The following is a 14159-nucleotide window of genomic DNA, read 5'->3' as shown; positions in this document are numbered from 1 at the left end:
ATATATGCTGTGTTGCGGGGAATGCGACCGTTGATTTGGGGCGGGGTCGTGAAAAATTGAACGTTAATCGCTTTGTCAGGGATTGCGCGGGATGATCGTGCCATTCCAGACACCTCGACCGCCCATTGCGGTCCCACGCCAAAGGAACGGCAAGGCGATGAATGTTTTTCTGCATATCGGGGCGCACCGTTGCGCCACCACCACGTTTCAGGACTATCTGCGTCAGAACGCAACCCAATTGGGGGTGCAGGGCACCGGGTTTTGGGGACCGCGCCGCACCCGGTCAGGTCTGTTCAACGGGATTGTCCCCGCGCCGGGCGTCAATACCGGCCGCGACAAACAACGCCGCGCCCAGGGGCGGGTCCAATTGAACCTGACCCGCTGTGCCGGGTTGGGCGTGCAACAGTTGATTGTCAGCGATGAAAACATGCTGGGGTCGGTCCGGGCCAACTTGCGCATGGGGGACCTGTATTGCGGTGTTGGCGAACGCATGGCGCGGTTCGGTGCGGCCTTTGGCGGGCGCGTGACAGATGTGGTTCTGTCGATCCGGTCGCTGGAGTACTACTGGGCCTCGGCCTTGGGCTATAGTGTGACCCGGGGGCGACGCTTGCCGACTCCGGCAGAATTGAAACGGTTGGTCGCCAGCAGGCGCAGTTGGCGCGACGTGATCACCGATGTGGCCTGTGCCATCCCCGAAGCCCGGATCCGGGTGTTGCCGTTTGAGACCTATGCGGGGCGTCCAGATGCCCAGCTGCAGGCCATGACCCATCTGCCCGCCCCGCGCACCCATGCGCGGCTGTGGCACAATGCGACCCCGCGACTGCCAGAGTTGCGCAGCCTGGTTGCCCCCGAACAAATGGCCGCCCTGCCTGCGGGCGACGGCCGCTGGCAACCGTTTACGCCTGGCCAGCAATTGGCGCTGCGCGAAACCTATGCCGATGACCTTATGTGGCTGACCGCTGGTGCGGATGGTCTCGCCCGGCTGGCCCGGGATCCAGACAACAAAATGGTGGGCCAGAACCTGCCGTGGACAGACTTGACGAGAGGAAGACCTTATGACGACGAAGACAGACGATTGGCGGGCACTGGCTGAAAAAGAGCTGCGTGGCCGGGCCGTTGACGATCTCAACTGGGACACGCTGGAAGGGATTGAAGTCAAGCCGCTTTACACCGAAGACGACACCAAGGATCTGCCACATATGGGCACAATGCCCGGGTTTGGTCCATTCACCCGGGGCGTCAAGGCAACCATGTATGCCGGTCGCCCCTGGACGATCCGCCAATATGCGGGGTTTTCCACGGCCGAGGAATCCAACGCCTTTTACCGTCGCAACCTGGCCGCCGGTCAGCAGGGTGTATCGGTCGCCTTTGACCTGGCCACCCACCGTGGCTACGACAGCGACCACCCTCGCGTGGTCGGCGATGTGGGCAAGGCCGGCGTGGCGATCGACAGCGTAGAGGATATGAAAGTCCTGTTCGACGGCATCCCGCTGGACAAGGTGTCGGTGTCGATGACCATGAACGGGGCCGTGGTGCCGGTCCTGGCGTCCTTTATCGTCGCGGGTGAAGAGCAGGGCCATGACAAATCGGTGCTCGCAGGCACCATTCAGAATGACATTCTGAAGGAATTCATGGTCCGCAACACCTATATCTACCCCCCTGCGCCGTCGATGCGGATCATTTCAGACATCATCGAATACACCTCCAACGAGATGCCGAAATTCAATTCGATCTCGATCTCGGGCTATCACATGCAGGAGGCCGGGGCGAACCTGGTACAGGAGCTGGCCTATACCATCGCGGATGGTCGCGAATATGTGCGTGCCGCGATTGATGCCGGCATGGACGTCGACAAATTCGCCGGGCGTCTGTCCTTCTTCTTTGCCATTGGCATGAATTTTTTCATGGAAATCGCCAAACTGCGCGCGGCGCGGACCCTGTGGCACCGCGTCATGACCGAATTCGGGGCCAAATCCGAACGCTCCAAGATGCTGCGCACCCACTGCCAGACCTCGGGCGTCAGCCTGCAGGAGCAGGATCCCTATAACAACGTGATCCGCACCGCATACGAGGCGATGTCGGCGGTGCTGGGCGGCACCCAGTCGCTGCACACCAACGCGCTGGACGAAGCGATTGCGCTGCCCACCGATTTTTCGGCCCGTATCGCCCGCAATACGCAATTGGTGCTGCAGGAAGAGACCGGCGTTACCAATGTGGTCGATCCGCTGGCGGGGTCGTATTATGTCGAAAGCCTGACCAATGACCTGATCGAAAAGGCCTGGGCCCTGATTGAAGAGGTCGAGGAAATGGGCGGCATGACCAAGGCCGTGGAATCCGGTATGCCCAAGCTGCGCATCGAAGAATCCGCAGCGCGGCGTCAGGCCATGGTCGACCGGGGCGACGAAGTTGTTGTTGGCGTCAACAAATACCGCAAGGAAAGCGAAGACCCGATCGACATTCTGGATGTGGACAACCACGCGGTGCGCGAGTCACAGATTGCCCGCCTGGAACAGATGCGCGCGGACCGGGACGAGACCGCCTGTCAGGCTGCTCTGGACGAGTTGACCCGCCGCACGACCGAAGGCGGCAACCTGCTCGAAGCTGCTGTCGAAGCTGCCCGTATGCGGGCGTCCGTTGGAGAAATCAGCATGGCAATGGAAAAGGAATTCGGCCGTCACCGCGCCGAGGTCAAAACGCTGGCCGGCGTCTATGGGGCCGCCTATGAGGGCGACGAAGGCTTTGCCGCGATCCAGAAGTCGATCGAGGATTTTGCCGAAGAAGAAGGCCGCCGCCCGCGCCTGTTGGTGGTCAAGATGGGGCAGGATGGCCACGACCGGGGGGCCAAGGTGATCGCCACGGCATTCGCCGACATCGGGTTTGATGTGGACGTCGGTCCGCTGTTCCAGACCCCGGATGAAGCCGCTCAGGATGCCATCGACAATGACGTGCATGTCATCGGTATCTCGTCCCAGGCGGCCGGACACAAGACCCTGGCTCCGCAGTTGGTGCAGGCGCTGAAGGACCATGATGCAGGCGACATCATCGTGATCTGCGGCGGCGTGATCCCGCAGCAGGACTATGACTTCCTGTATCAGAATGGCGTCAAGGCGATCTTTGGCCCCGGCACAAATATCCCCGAGGCGGCCCAGGATATCCTGAAGCTGATCCGCGACGCGCGGGGGTAAAACGGCGTACCCGGGAACCGGGGGGCGCTGCCCCCCACATTGCTGGTGCAATGTTCCCCCCGAGGTATTTTGAACCAGAAAGAAGCAGGCTTTTTGGGGAACCGGAGCGTCTGCTTTTTTCATTGTGCTGGCGCGGGCGCGCGGTAAGCTGGCAGAAACGGGGACGCGGAGGTCTTGGAGACATGGAACTCGATCACCTGGCCGTGGCGGGCGAGAGTTTGGAAGCGGCAGTGGCCCATGTGGAGGATGCGCTGGGGGTTCCCATGCAGCCGGGCGGGCGCCACGAGATGTTCGGCACGCATAATTTTCTTTTGGGGGTGTCGGACGGGCTGTATCTGGAAGCGATTGCAGCCGATCCCACGGCGCGGCCGCACAGATCACCGCGTTGGTTCGATCTGGACCGGTTCCAGGGGGGACCGCGCCTGTGCAACTGGATTTGCCGGTGTACGGATCTGGCAGCTGTGGTGGCGGGCATGTCGGTTGATGCGGGACAGCCTTTGTCGTTGGCGCGTGGCGATCTGCGTTGGCAGATGGCGGTGCCGGACACCGGGGTTCTGCCGTTTGACAACACATTCCCCGCCCTGATCGAATGGCACAGCCCGCATCCGGCCCCTCTGTTGACGCAGCAAGGGTGTCATTTGCGTCATCTGGTGGTTGCGCATCCACAGGCGGCAGACCTGGACGCTGCGTTGGGGTTGCGGGATCCGCGGGTGGTGATCGAAGTCGGACCAGCCGGGTTCGAAGCCACGTTTGACACCGCAGATGGCCGGCGGGTCCTGCGGTGATCCTGCGGGCGGCCCGGCCTGCGGACGCGCAGGCCATCTGTTGCATTCACAATCAGGTCATTCGCGACAGTCTGATCACCTTTACCACGGTCGAGCGACAGGTCGATGCGGTTGCGGGTGCGATCCGTGGCGGTCAGGTGTTTCTGGTGGCCGAGACAGGTGATCAGGTTGTGGGTTTTGCGGGATATGGCAGTTTCCGGTCTGGACCGGGCTATGTGCAAACGGTCGAACATTCGCTGTATCTGGACCCGGCTGCACGGGGGCAGGGCGCGGGGCGCAGATTGTTATTGGCGCTGGAATCGCGCGCGCGCGGCGACGGTATACATGTGATGGTCGCCGGGATCAGCAGCGCCAATGCGGCGGGGGTCGCATTTCATGCGGCAATGGGATATTGCCACGTCGGACGTTTGCCAGAAGTTGGATGCAAGCAGGGGCAGTGGCTGGATCTGGTTTTGATGCAGAAAATTCTATCCGAACACGGGCCGGGATCCCCTGACACGGCACCAACGACACGCTAAGGTGGTACCATGTCTATCTGGACTCGCATATCCGACGCATTGGCGGCTCTGACCAAAGGGGAAAGCCTGGCGGATGTCTTTGATCACCTGCGCACTCCGCCCGAGCGCAGCGTGGCCTTTGCCATTGCGGTGATTGCGCTGGGGGCAAAGATGGCCAAGGCCGATGGGCAGGTGACCCGGGACGAGGTGGTCGCCTTTCGGGAGGTGTTTCAGATTGCCCGCAACGACGAAGCCGGTGCGGCCAAAGTTTTCAATATGGCGCGCACGGATGTCGCCGGGTATCAGGAGTATGCCCGCAAGATCCAGATCATGTTTGCGCGTGACACCGGCACCCTGTGCGATTTGATGGAAGGTCTGTTTCACATTGCCATGGCAGATGGGTTCTATCATCCGGGTGAGAACCAGTTTCTCGAAGATGTGGCGCGGATCTTTGGCCAGACGGACGCCCAGTTCAGGGCGCTGCGGGCGCGGTTTGTGCCGGATGCGCCCACCGATCCCTATACGGTGTTGGGCGTGGACCCGGACGCGGAAATGGTCGAGATCCGCAAAGTCTGGCGCAAATTGGTCCGTGAAACCCACCCCGACGCGATGATCGCACGCGGCGTGCCCGAAGAGGCGATCCGCCTGGCCGAGAAAAAGATGATCGACATCAATCGCGCCTGGGAAGAGATCAACAACGCACGGGCGGCCTGAGATGCGGCTGGCGACCTACAATGTGGAATGGTTCGCCAATTTGTTTGACCAGAATGACCAACTGATGGAAGATGACCGGTGGTCAGGGCGTCAGGACGTGACCCGCGGTCAGCAGAGTCGCGCTTTGGGGCAGGTGTTTCAGCGGGTCGATGCCGATGCGATCATGTTGATCGAGGCCCCCAATACCGGGCGCAAACAGAACACGGTGCGGGCGCTTGAGCATTTTGCCGGTCGCTTTGATCTGCGCACGCGCAAGTCGGTGATCGGGTTTGCCAATGACACCCAACAGGAAATCGCGTTGCTCTATGATCCGGATGTGATCGAGGTTGCCCACGACCCACAGGGGCCGGCGGTGGGTGAAACCGGCCAGGGATCGGCACGGTTTGACGGCGTGTTTCACATTGATCTGGACGTGGACGCAACACAGGACAAGGTGGTGTTTTCCAAACCCCCACTGGAACTGGCGATGTTGACCAAAAACGGCACGGCGTTGCGTTTGATCGGGGTGCATCTGAAATCCAAGGCACCGCACGGGGAACGCACGCGCGATGCCCAGATCCGCCGGTCCATTGCCAACCGGCGCAAGCAGCTGGCACAGGCGATCTGGCTGCGACGCAGGGTGGACGAACATCTGGCGCGGAATGAATCGGTGATTGTTCTGGGGGATCTGAACGATGGCCCCGGTCTGGATGAATACGAACATCTGTTTGGCCGTTCGTCGGTGGAAATCGTGCTGGGCGAGGATCTGACCGACCCGCACGCGGGCAAGCTGATTGCGCGCCGGGCAGGCGAGGTGCCGACCACGGCGCGGTTTTTCAATCCCGAGGCAAAACGATTTTTTCAGGCGCTTCTGGATTATGTGATGATCTCGGATGATCTGATGGCGCGGCGACCGGCCTGGCGGATCTGGCACCCGTTTGATGATGTCGAATGTTGGAATGATGCGGAATTCTGCGATGCGTTGCTGACGGCGTCAGATCATTTCCCGGTGACGCTGGATATCGAAATCTGAATTCTGCCTCTTACAGGGCGCGATCTCGCGTCCTATGTTGGGGGCATGACATATCGCGCATTATTGTTTTCAGCCCTATTGATGGTCTCTTCGCCGGTTCTGGCCGAAGAGGATGAGCGCAGCCTGATGGAGCAGGGGGCTGAACTGTTTTTCGAAGGGTTGCGCAACGAAATGGCCCCGGCGCTGGATGACCTGCGCGACATGGCAGAACAATTCGGGCCATCCCTGCGCGGGTTTATGGTCGAAATGGGTCCAGCGTTGGCGCAGCTGGCCGAGGACGTCAAAGACTGGTCCGTGTATCACCCGCCGGAAATTCTGCCCAATGGTGATATCATCATCCGCAAGAAACAGCCCACAGAACCAGACACGGACGCGCCGGACAACACCCCGGATGGCGATGCGCCGACGGGCAGCACCGATATCTGAGGGGCGCGCAGGGTCAGGCGGCAGGCAAGGTCCGGATTTCGTAATTCCCGTCCAGCGATTGCACCAGCGATTGCAGGCGTGCCTCGGCGACTTCGCCAAACAGCGGCATCGAAGCCGCGGGCAGGGTGACAGTCAGATGGCGTTTGCGTGGCTGCCAGCGTAGCGACCCGATCGGGGCATCATCATTGACCATCAACATTGCGCCGAACCGCATGGCCTTGCCCAGAATCTGGGCTTGTTTCTGGCCGTGTTCATCCAGCAACCCTTGCAGGTTTTCAAACGCGGTGCCTTCGTGTTTGTTGCGATACCGGTACAGCAACGCCAGTCCCAGAAACACCCGTTCAGAATGCTTTAGCCCACCCAGATTGGCGCGTGTGGCATTGTCAAAACAGACCTCGGCCCGGTAATCGGGGTGCGCGCGCCAGCTGACATCATGCAGCAGGCTGGCAGCCTTGACCAATCGCTTGTGGCTTTCGGGGCCATATTTGAACAGCGGTGCAACATAGTCATACAGCGTCTTGCCAAAGCCCGGCATCCGGGCGTCCTTGACTTCGGCATAGCGGCACGCCTCGATCAGCGGATCCCGGTCGCGCAGCCGTTGCGGCATCTGTTCATACAACAGCCCTTCGCGGATCCCATAGCTGGAAATCGCAATGTCCTTGGGTTTAAAGGTCCGGATCAGCCGCGACAGGACGTCAATGGCATAGGGCACCAGAGACATCCGCGAGGCGGATGTGCCCGTCAGCGCCCGCAATTCGTTCAGGTCAGAACCTTCGATGTATTTGATGGTTTCGCGCACCGAACTGGTGCTCATCCGGTATTCATGCAGCACCTTGAGCGGATAACCGCGCCGCTCCATGTCGATGCGGGCAATGGCCCGCCAGCTGCCGCCGACCAGAAACAGGCGATCACGTTGCGATCCCATCTGTTCTTCCAGACCGCGGATCACTTCCTTGATGTGGTGTTTACGCCCGCGTCGCCCACCGGGAATATCGCGCAGCTTCAGTGGCCCCAGAGACGAGGTCACCCGCCGCCCCACCAGACCGTTCTGGATCTCGGCCAGCTCCATCGACGAGCCACCAATGTCACAGACCAACCCATAGGCACCGGGCCAGCCCAGCAGAACCCCCTGGGCGGATAGGCGGGCCTCTTCTTCGCCGTCGATCACCCAGATTCTCAATCCGGTTTCGCGCAGGACTTCGTCGCAGAAATCCGGCCCGTCCTGTGCGTCGCGTACCGCGGCTGTGGCCACCACTGACAGCGGTGGCAGACCCATGCCCTGGGCCAGATGCTGGAACCGGTTCAATGCGGCCAGCGCGCGTTTGCGTCCGCTGGGGTTCAACAGGCCGGTTTCAGACACGCCCGCGCCCAAGGCACACATGATTTTTTCGTTGTAGAAATAGGCAGGTGAGCGCGCCGCGCCGTCAAACACCACCAACCGGACCGAGTTCGACCCTACGTCAACCACCCCGACACGGGACAGGGCCCGCACACTGGGGTCATCAAACAGCGGGCGTCCGAAGGGACCCCATTCCACAGCCGGAGGTTCGGTTGTCAGATTCATGTGTATCCCCAGGTATGCCGATCTCAGAATGCTTTATTCAATTCGGCGGGTCAATTGAACGGTGGATCAAGGCGTCAGGACTATTCGTCGCTTTTTTCCTGCGCCAGCAGCCGGATTGCCAAAGCGCGCGACAATGTGCGTGATTCCGCCAGCGACAGGCGGTCCAGCTTGTCCACGATATCGACAGCGGCCTGAAACGACCGATCCATATGGTGCACCAGATACGGGATCACATCCGGGCGCGGCAGGATCTGCCGGTCGCTGAACAATTTGGCCAACACAACCGCCAACAGGGAATCATCAGGGGCTTCGATGGTGACATGCGCCGCAGCCTGCATCCGGCTTTGCAGATCGGGCAGGGACAGATGCCACAGGTTGGGGGCCGGTCGCCCGGTCAGCATCAGGGCCTGGCCATTGGCCAGCACCAGATTGTGCAGGTGAAACAGCGCTGTCTGTGCGGCTGGGTCCTGGGCGATGTCGGGCACATCTTCGACGGCGACAGGCGCGCGGGCCAGATCGGGGACCATGTCGTCAGTCAGGTCGCGGGCGGAAATGATCCTGGCTCGGGTCTGGGTGGACCAGGCGTGGGTCAGATGGGTTTTCCCCGCACCCGCCGGCCCCGTCAGAACCAGTTTTCCGCCGGGCCAATTGGTCCCAGCGTCGATCATCGCGACCGCCATCGCATTGGACGGCGCGACAAAGAAATCCTCACGTCCCAGCGCGGGGATCGCCGGGAGATCAAAGCTGAGCTGTTGTGCCATTCAGTCTTGTTCCGGTTCGATATAGGCTTTGCCCTGATACAGGCGGCTTGTCATATATTGTTCAACCGCGAACCGGGCCACCACACCCAGCGCAGCAGCCAGCGGTACAGCGACCAGCATACCGACAAACCCGAACAGGGACCCAAACACCGACAACGCCAGCAGCAACCAGACCGGGTGCAACCCGACCGAGCTCCCGACCAGTTTCGGGGTCAGGATATTGCCCTCTGCCACCTGACCGATCACAAAAACTCCGGCCACCATGCCAATCGACACCCAATCCCCCCAGAACTGGAACAGCGCCAGACCGATGGCAAGCACCCCACCGATCAATGCGCCCAGATAGGGAATGAATGTCACCAGCCCGGCAATGAACCCGACAGCCAGGCCGAAATTCAATCCCACCAGCATCAGTGCGACGGCGTAATAGGTGCCCAGGATCAGACAGACGGTCCCCATGCCCCGCACAAATGCGGCCAGGGTCTTGTCGATCTCCTTGGCCAGCCGTCCGATGGTCGGGGCGTGGTCGCGGGGCAACAGCTCGCCAATCCGGGCGATCATCCGGTCCCAATCGAGCAGCATATAAATCGACACCACCGGAACGATCACGATCAGCAGCACCACGTTCAGGAGCGACATGGCCGATCCGACCAGCGTATCCAGCAGGAGGACGCCACGCTCCTTCAGGGTCTCTCCCATGGCGGACAACGCCATATGGATGCGTGATTTTTCGTCCAGCAGAGACGGGACGTGTTCCCCGATAAACGTGCGCAGATCGCGCAGCAGTTGTGGCAGGAACTGGATCAGGTCAATCAGCTGGGTGATCAGCATCGGCACGACAGACAGCGTCAGGATCACGGCCAGCAGGATGGTTGAAATTGAAATCACCCCGGTCGCGGCCATGCGGCTCAGCCCCATACGCTCCAACCGGTCGGCAATGGGGTCGACGAAATAGGCAATGGCGCTGCCGATGACAAACGGCAGCAGCACATCCCCCAGGAACCACAATGCCAAGACGATTGCGACGCTGACAGCGCCCCAATATTTCACCTGATCGCGAACTGGAAGTGCCATGGCTGCCCCTGAAATGCTCGTCTGTATTTGTCATTGCCGATTGCTGGCAGGGTTGCAAGAGCAGCGTTACGTTCCAGCCCGGGCAGGGGTCGGATCCGCGGTTTTATCCCTGTGTTTTCGGGGTTTTCCCCATGTTATCCCCAAGGTGACGCCAAAGCGACCTGTCCCTGCTGTATTGATGGACCACAGGGGTGGGCAGGACAAAACCTGAGATATCAGCTGTGCAGTGTTCCCAATTCGGGGGTGTCGGCGCTGGCCTCTTCATCGGGCCAATTGGTGCGCCAGATTTCGGCCGACCAATGGCCGCAATGCACGGCGGGGCGTTCGAACCCGTCGCGCGGGGCGCACAGCGGGGCAACCACCACATCATGGCGCGGCACGGCGAAATAGGGGAAAGAATAGCGCTCCTTGCCGGATGTGTTCACCACCCGGTGTGGGGTCGACACCAGCCGCCCGCCGGACCACAGCTCCAGCATGTCGCCGATATTGACGACAAATCCGCCGGGCGGCGTATCGGGTGTGATCCAGCCACCATCACGGGTCTGCACTTCCAGCCCGCCCACCGGGTCTGGCGCAATGATCGTCAGCGCGTCGGTGTCCTTGTGCGGGTGGATGCCAAACCCGGCCTCATCCGGGGCCTGCGGGGGATAATGCAGCAGCGTCATGTTTGTCATCGGTTTTGTGAACCCGTCCACCAGTGTGCCGGGAGGCAGCTGCAGCCCGTCTTCGAGCGCGCCGATCAACAGGTCGGCCACAGCGTCCAGCTGTCGCCAATACCCCAGAATGATGTCGCGGGCCTGGGGCACTTCACGCGGCCACAGGTTGGGGCCATACAGCGGACAATCGGCAACTATCGGGTCATCCGAAGCGGTTTCAAAATGCAGCTTGTAGCCTTCGTATTTGTCGGCCGTGCCACTGCCGTCATTGGGTGTGAAGAAGCCCATCGGGATATATCCACGATAGTTGTCGCGGGTAATCGCCTGATCCCATTTGGATTTTTCGTCGATGGCAAAAATTGTCCGACAACACTCCCGAACCTTATCCACAGTGTCCGGGGCGATGCCGGTGCCGGTGATGGACAGGAACCCAATGTCAGTACAGGCCGTCAGGATGTCGCTCACCACCCGTGCGCGGTCCGGTGAAGTCGGGCTACGCAGAGGCGAGATATCGATGGTGGGGATGGTCTGTGTCATGTGTACCTCACGCCCTGACGGTCCAGTTCCTGATGGATCTGCGCCATGTTCAGATCGTCCAGCTCGCGGTTGCTTTTCAGCGACAACGCGGCGGCGATGCCCGCGCCCTGACCCATGACCGCACAGGCGGCCATATTGCGGGTGGCGGCATGGGCCACCTTGTCGGAACCATGCGCGCGCCCCGCAACCAGCAGCCCCTTGATCCCGCGCGGCAACAACGACCGATAGGGGATATGCATGTAGCGCCCGGTGGTCGGCAGGATCAGGATGCCATAGCCGTCGATGAATTCGGGATAGATGCCGATGGTATCGTCGAACCGGCCCTGATGGCGGGCGTCGGTTTCGGTCATGTTGTAATATGCGTCGATCTTGCGGGTGTCGCGAATGCCGAGGGTCATGCCAAAATTGCGCAGCCGTGCACCTTGGCACCCCGGTGTATAGGCGCGCAGGGCGTCTATGGCGTGCATGGCCTGTTTGCGCCCTTCGATCTCGCCGTGGGTCATGCTGTCGGGGTCGGTGCCGTCAATGCCGGCCAGATGCACCAGGTTCATATAGGTCATCTCGCCGCTGTCATGCACGGCCCCCCAGGTGCCGCCGATGGTGTTGAGATGCGCGGGAATTACCCCGTCGCGGATTGCCTGCGCGAACGGTTTGGCCAGAAAGGGCGAAAACATGTCGTCTTCCTTGCCGTCGGTTTCCACCTGCCATTCGCCGGTGGACCAATTGGCATAGGTTTGCGGGTCGGCCTTGACCCCGTCCATGAATTTCTGCTTGTCGACGCCGGCAATGTGAAACATGACGCTGGCCGCCTGCATCTCTTCTGGGGCGGTCATATGGGTTGGGGCCCCGGCACGATGCGCCACATCCGCGTCGCCGGTGGCGTCGATGACGACACGGGCCAGGATCGCCTCGCGCCCGGCCTTGGATTCGCAGATGATGCCGGTGATCCGATCGCCCTCCATAATCGGAGCAACAAACTGGCGGTGCAACATCGGGTGAATTCCGGCCTCTTGCACCAGCCGGTCAGCCACCAGCTTGAACCCTTCGCTGTCCAGCTCATAGCTGAGCGATTGGCTTTCCGGCACCGCTGCGCCCATCGCCTTGGCGCGCTCTTCGAACTCCCAGCCGATGCCACCTGCTTCGACCGTCTGTTCGTGGCGATACCAGGCAAAGCCTTCGACGCCGACGGCCGTTATGTTGCCGCCGAAACAGCCGAACCGCTCCATCAACGTGACCTCGGCCCCGGCGCGGGCGGCGGCCAGCGCGGCAGACAGGCCCCCGGGACCGGATCCGACGACCAGAACGTCGGTGCGGTGGATAATTTCGATTTCGCGGGCTGGTTCCAGAATTGTGGCCACTATGGTGTCTCCCCGTTCGGCGCATTGTCTGACAATTGCGAATCTTGAATTGCCATTCAAGAAAAATCCCGACATGAAATGGCGCAAACAGACGTTGCCAATTGAATGCCAATTGCCAGTTCGGCGGGGATGGCATAGACCGGCTTAAACTCAGTTGATCAAAGAGACGTCCGATGCGCCTGTCCCGTTATTTTCTGCCCGTGCTCAAGGAAAACCCCTCCGAGGCCCAGATCGTCAGCCACCGGCTGATGCTGCGCGCCGGGATGATCAAGCAATCTGCCGCCGGGATCTATTCCTGGCTGCCGCTGGGCTTCAAGGTTCTGCGCAAGATCGAAAACATCGTGCACGAGGAACAGATCCGCGCGGGTCATATTCCAATGCTGATGCCGACGATCCAGTCGGCGGACCTGTGGCGTGAAAGCGGGCGCTATGACGCCTATGGCGAAGAGATGCTGCGCATCACCGACCGTCATGATCGCGACATGCTGTTTACGCCCACCGCCGAAGAGCTGATCACCGATATCTTCCGCAGCCATGTCAGCAGCTACAAGGACCTGCCGCTGACCATGTATCAGATCCAGTGGAAATTCCGCGACGAGATCCGTCCCCGGTTTGGCGTCATGCGTGGCCGTGAATTCTATATGAAGGACGGCTATAACTTTGACCTGACCAAAGAGGATGCGCTGCACGCCTATAACCGCCATCTGGTCAGCTATCTGCGCACCTATGAACGTATGGGGTTGCAGGCGATCCCGATGCGGGCGGATTCTGGTCCCATCGGTGGCGATGACACCCATGAATTCCTGGTGTTGGCCGACACAGGTGAATCCGAAGTGTTCTATGACAGCGCTGTTACGGATTTGACCTTTGGTGACCGCGAGATCGATTATGACTCGCACGATCAATGTCGCTCGATCCTGGAAGAGTTCACTTCGAAATACGCGCGCACCGACGAGACCCACGACGCGGCGTTGTTCGATGCCATCCCCGAAGAGCGTCGCCGTGTGGCGCGTGGCATCGAGGTCGGACAGATCTTTTATTTTGGCACCAAATACTCCGACGCCATGGGGGCCACCGTTCAGGGCCCTGACGGCAAATCGGTTCCGGTGCATATGGGATCGCACGGCATCGGCGTCAGCCGCCTGCTGGGTGCGATCATCGAAGCCAGCCACGACGACAAGGGCATCATCTGGCCCGAAGGCGTCACCCCGTTCCATTGTGGGATCGTCAACCTCAAACAGGGCGATGCAGAGGCCGACGCCGCCTGTGACCAGCTGTACAAGGCGCTGAGCGCCGTTGGCCTGGAACCCTTGTATGATGACCGCAAGGAACGCGCCGGTGGCAAATTCGCGACCATGGATCTGATCGGTCTGCCGTGGCGGATCACCGTGGGTCCACGTGGATTGAAGAATGGGGTGGTCGAACTGACCTCGCGGCGCAGCGGCGAAAGCGTCGAGCTGAGCCCGCAGGAGGCCGTCAAGAAGGTCGCGGAAATCTATGCGCCCCATCGTGGTGGCGGTGCTGGCGGCGATCAGCACCCCGAACCGATGGCCGGACACGCCTTTCACACCTGGCTGTAATGGCCTGAGG

Annotated in this window: 13 protein-coding genes; 8 read left to right on the top strand and 5 right to left on the bottom strand. The window is 60.9% G+C overall.

The features are described 5' to 3' along the window. Positions 1-157: 157 nt before the first annotated feature. The 7 genes from QEZ52_RS15995 to QEZ52_RS15965 all read left to right on the top strand — a co-directional run bounded on the left by QEZ52_RS15995 (position 158) and on the right by QEZ52_RS15965 (position 6619). Positions 158-1093: a hypothetical protein gene (locus tag QEZ52_RS15995; protein ID WP_406645455.1), complete on the top strand. Its 936-nt coding sequence runs from the start codon at positions 158-160 to the stop codon at positions 1091-1093. Further along, a complete protein-coding gene (gene scpA, locus QEZ52_RS15990; RefSeq protein ID WP_406645453.1) occupies positions 1056-3185 on the top strand; it encodes a methylmalonyl-CoA mutase in 2130 nt (709 codons plus the stop codon). Before QEZ52_RS15995 ends, scpA begins: the two co-directional genes overlap by 38 nt. A gap of 182 nt (positions 3186-3367) precedes the next feature. Next, positions 3368-3970: a VOC family protein gene (locus tag QEZ52_RS15985; protein WP_406645452.1), complete on the top strand. Its 603-nt coding sequence runs from the start codon at positions 3368-3370 to the stop codon at positions 3968-3970. Continuing rightward, positions 3967-4488: an N-acetyltransferase family protein gene (locus QEZ52_RS15980; RefSeq protein ID WP_406645451.1), complete on the top strand. Its 522-nt coding sequence runs from the start codon at positions 3967-3969 to the stop codon at positions 4486-4488. Before QEZ52_RS15985 ends, QEZ52_RS15980 begins: the two co-directional genes overlap by 4 nt. Before the next feature lie 9 nt (positions 4489-4497). Then, the gene (locus QEZ52_RS15975; protein WP_406645450.1) at positions 4498-5181 is read left to right on the top strand and encodes a DnaJ family molecular chaperone; all 684 of its coding nucleotides are present in this window, start codon (positions 4498-4500) and stop codon (positions 5179-5181) included. 1 nt (position 5182) lies between these two features. Then, positions 5183-6193: an endonuclease/exonuclease/phosphatase family protein gene (locus QEZ52_RS15970; RefSeq protein WP_406645449.1), complete on the top strand. Its 1011-nt coding sequence runs from the start codon at positions 5183-5185 to the stop codon at positions 6191-6193. Between the two features lie 45 nt (positions 6194-6238). Beyond that, entirely contained in the window at positions 6239-6619 is a 381-nt protein-coding gene (locus QEZ52_RS15965; RefSeq protein ID WP_406645448.1) for a hypothetical protein, read from the top strand. A 13-nt stretch (positions 6620-6632) separates the two neighbouring features. On the opposite strand, the gene QEZ52_RS15960 is transcribed toward QEZ52_RS15965, so the two are convergent. The 5 genes from QEZ52_RS15960 to QEZ52_RS15940 form a co-directional block, all read right to left on the bottom strand. Next, the gene (locus QEZ52_RS15960; protein WP_406645447.1) at positions 6633-8183 is read right to left on the bottom strand and encodes a Ppx/GppA family phosphatase; all 1551 of its coding nucleotides are present in this window, start codon (positions 8181-8183) and stop codon (positions 6633-6635) included. An 80-nt stretch (positions 8184-8263) separates the two neighbouring features. Next, positions 8264-8944 (bottom strand): HdaA/DnaA family protein, encoded by a 681-nt coding sequence (locus tag QEZ52_RS15955; protein ID WP_406645446.1) that lies wholly within the window; start codon positions 8942-8944, stop codon positions 8264-8266. Beyond that, the gene (locus tag QEZ52_RS15950) at positions 8945-10018 is read right to left on the bottom strand and encodes an AI-2E family transporter (protein ID WP_406645445.1); all 1074 of its coding nucleotides are present in this window, start codon (positions 10016-10018) and stop codon (positions 8945-8947) included. It lies immediately after the preceding gene. 215 nt (positions 10019-10233) lie between these two features. Continuing rightward, complete coding sequence (locus QEZ52_RS15945) at positions 10234-11211, bottom strand: isopenicillin N synthase family dioxygenase (RefSeq protein WP_406645444.1); 978 nt, start codon at positions 11209-11211, stop codon at positions 10234-10236. Further along, complete coding sequence (locus tag QEZ52_RS15940) at positions 11208-12572, bottom strand: FAD-dependent oxidoreductase (protein ID WP_406650523.1); 1365 nt, start codon at positions 12570-12572, stop codon at positions 11208-11210. Before QEZ52_RS15940 ends, QEZ52_RS15945 begins: the two co-directional genes overlap by 4 nt. 170 nt (positions 12573-12742) lie before the next feature. On the opposite strand from QEZ52_RS15940, the gene proS reads away from it, so the two are divergent. After that, the gene (gene proS / locus QEZ52_RS15935; RefSeq protein WP_406645443.1) at positions 12743-14149 is read left to right on the top strand and encodes a proline--tRNA ligase; all 1407 of its coding nucleotides are present in this window, start codon (positions 12743-12745) and stop codon (positions 14147-14149) included. Positions 14150-14159 lie beyond the last annotated feature (10 nt).

Source organism: Aliisedimentitalea scapharcae, assembly GCF_045277565.1.
GTDB lineage: Bacteria > Pseudomonadota > Alphaproteobacteria > Rhodobacterales > Rhodobacteraceae > Aliisedimentitalea > Aliisedimentitalea scapharcae.
Note: the sequence above shows the minus strand (reverse complement) of the source record. Positions and strands in the feature narration are given on the sequence as shown.

Coding starts and splice junctions, on each gene's coding strand:
- QEZ52_RS15995 (WP_406645455.1), top strand. CDS start 158: ATGAATGTTTTTCTGCATATCGGGGCGCACCGTTGCGCCACCACCACG.
- proS (WP_406645443.1), top strand. CDS start 12,743: ATGCGCCTGTCCCGTTATTTTCTGCCCGTGCTCAAGGAAAACCCCTCC.
- QEZ52_RS15955 (WP_406645446.1), bottom strand. CDS start 8,944: ATGGCACAACAGCTCAGCTTTGATCTCCCGGCGATCCCCGCGCTGGGA.
- QEZ52_RS15975 (WP_406645450.1), top strand. CDS start 4,498: ATGTCTATCTGGACTCGCATATCCGACGCATTGGCGGCTCTGACCAAA.
- QEZ52_RS15970 (WP_406645449.1), top strand. CDS start 5,183: ATGCGGCTGGCGACCTACAATGTGGAATGGTTCGCCAATTTGTTTGAC.
- scpA (WP_406645453.1), top strand. CDS start 1,056: ATGACGACGAAGACAGACGATTGGCGGGCACTGGCTGAAAAAGAGCTG.
- QEZ52_RS15960 (WP_406645447.1), bottom strand. CDS start 8,183: ATGAATCTGACAACCGAACCTCCGGCTGTGGAATGGGGTCCCTTCGGA.
- QEZ52_RS15950 (WP_406645445.1), bottom strand. CDS start 10,018: ATGGCACTTCCAGTTCGCGATCAGGTGAAATATTGGGGCGCTGTCAGC.
- QEZ52_RS15965 (WP_406645448.1), top strand. CDS start 6,239: ATGACATATCGCGCATTATTGTTTTCAGCCCTATTGATGGTCTCTTCG.
- QEZ52_RS15985 (WP_406645452.1), top strand. CDS start 3,368: ATGGAACTCGATCACCTGGCCGTGGCGGGCGAGAGTTTGGAAGCGGCA.
- QEZ52_RS15945 (WP_406645444.1), bottom strand. CDS start 11,211: ATGACACAGACCATCCCCACCATCGATATCTCGCCTCTGCGTAGCCCG.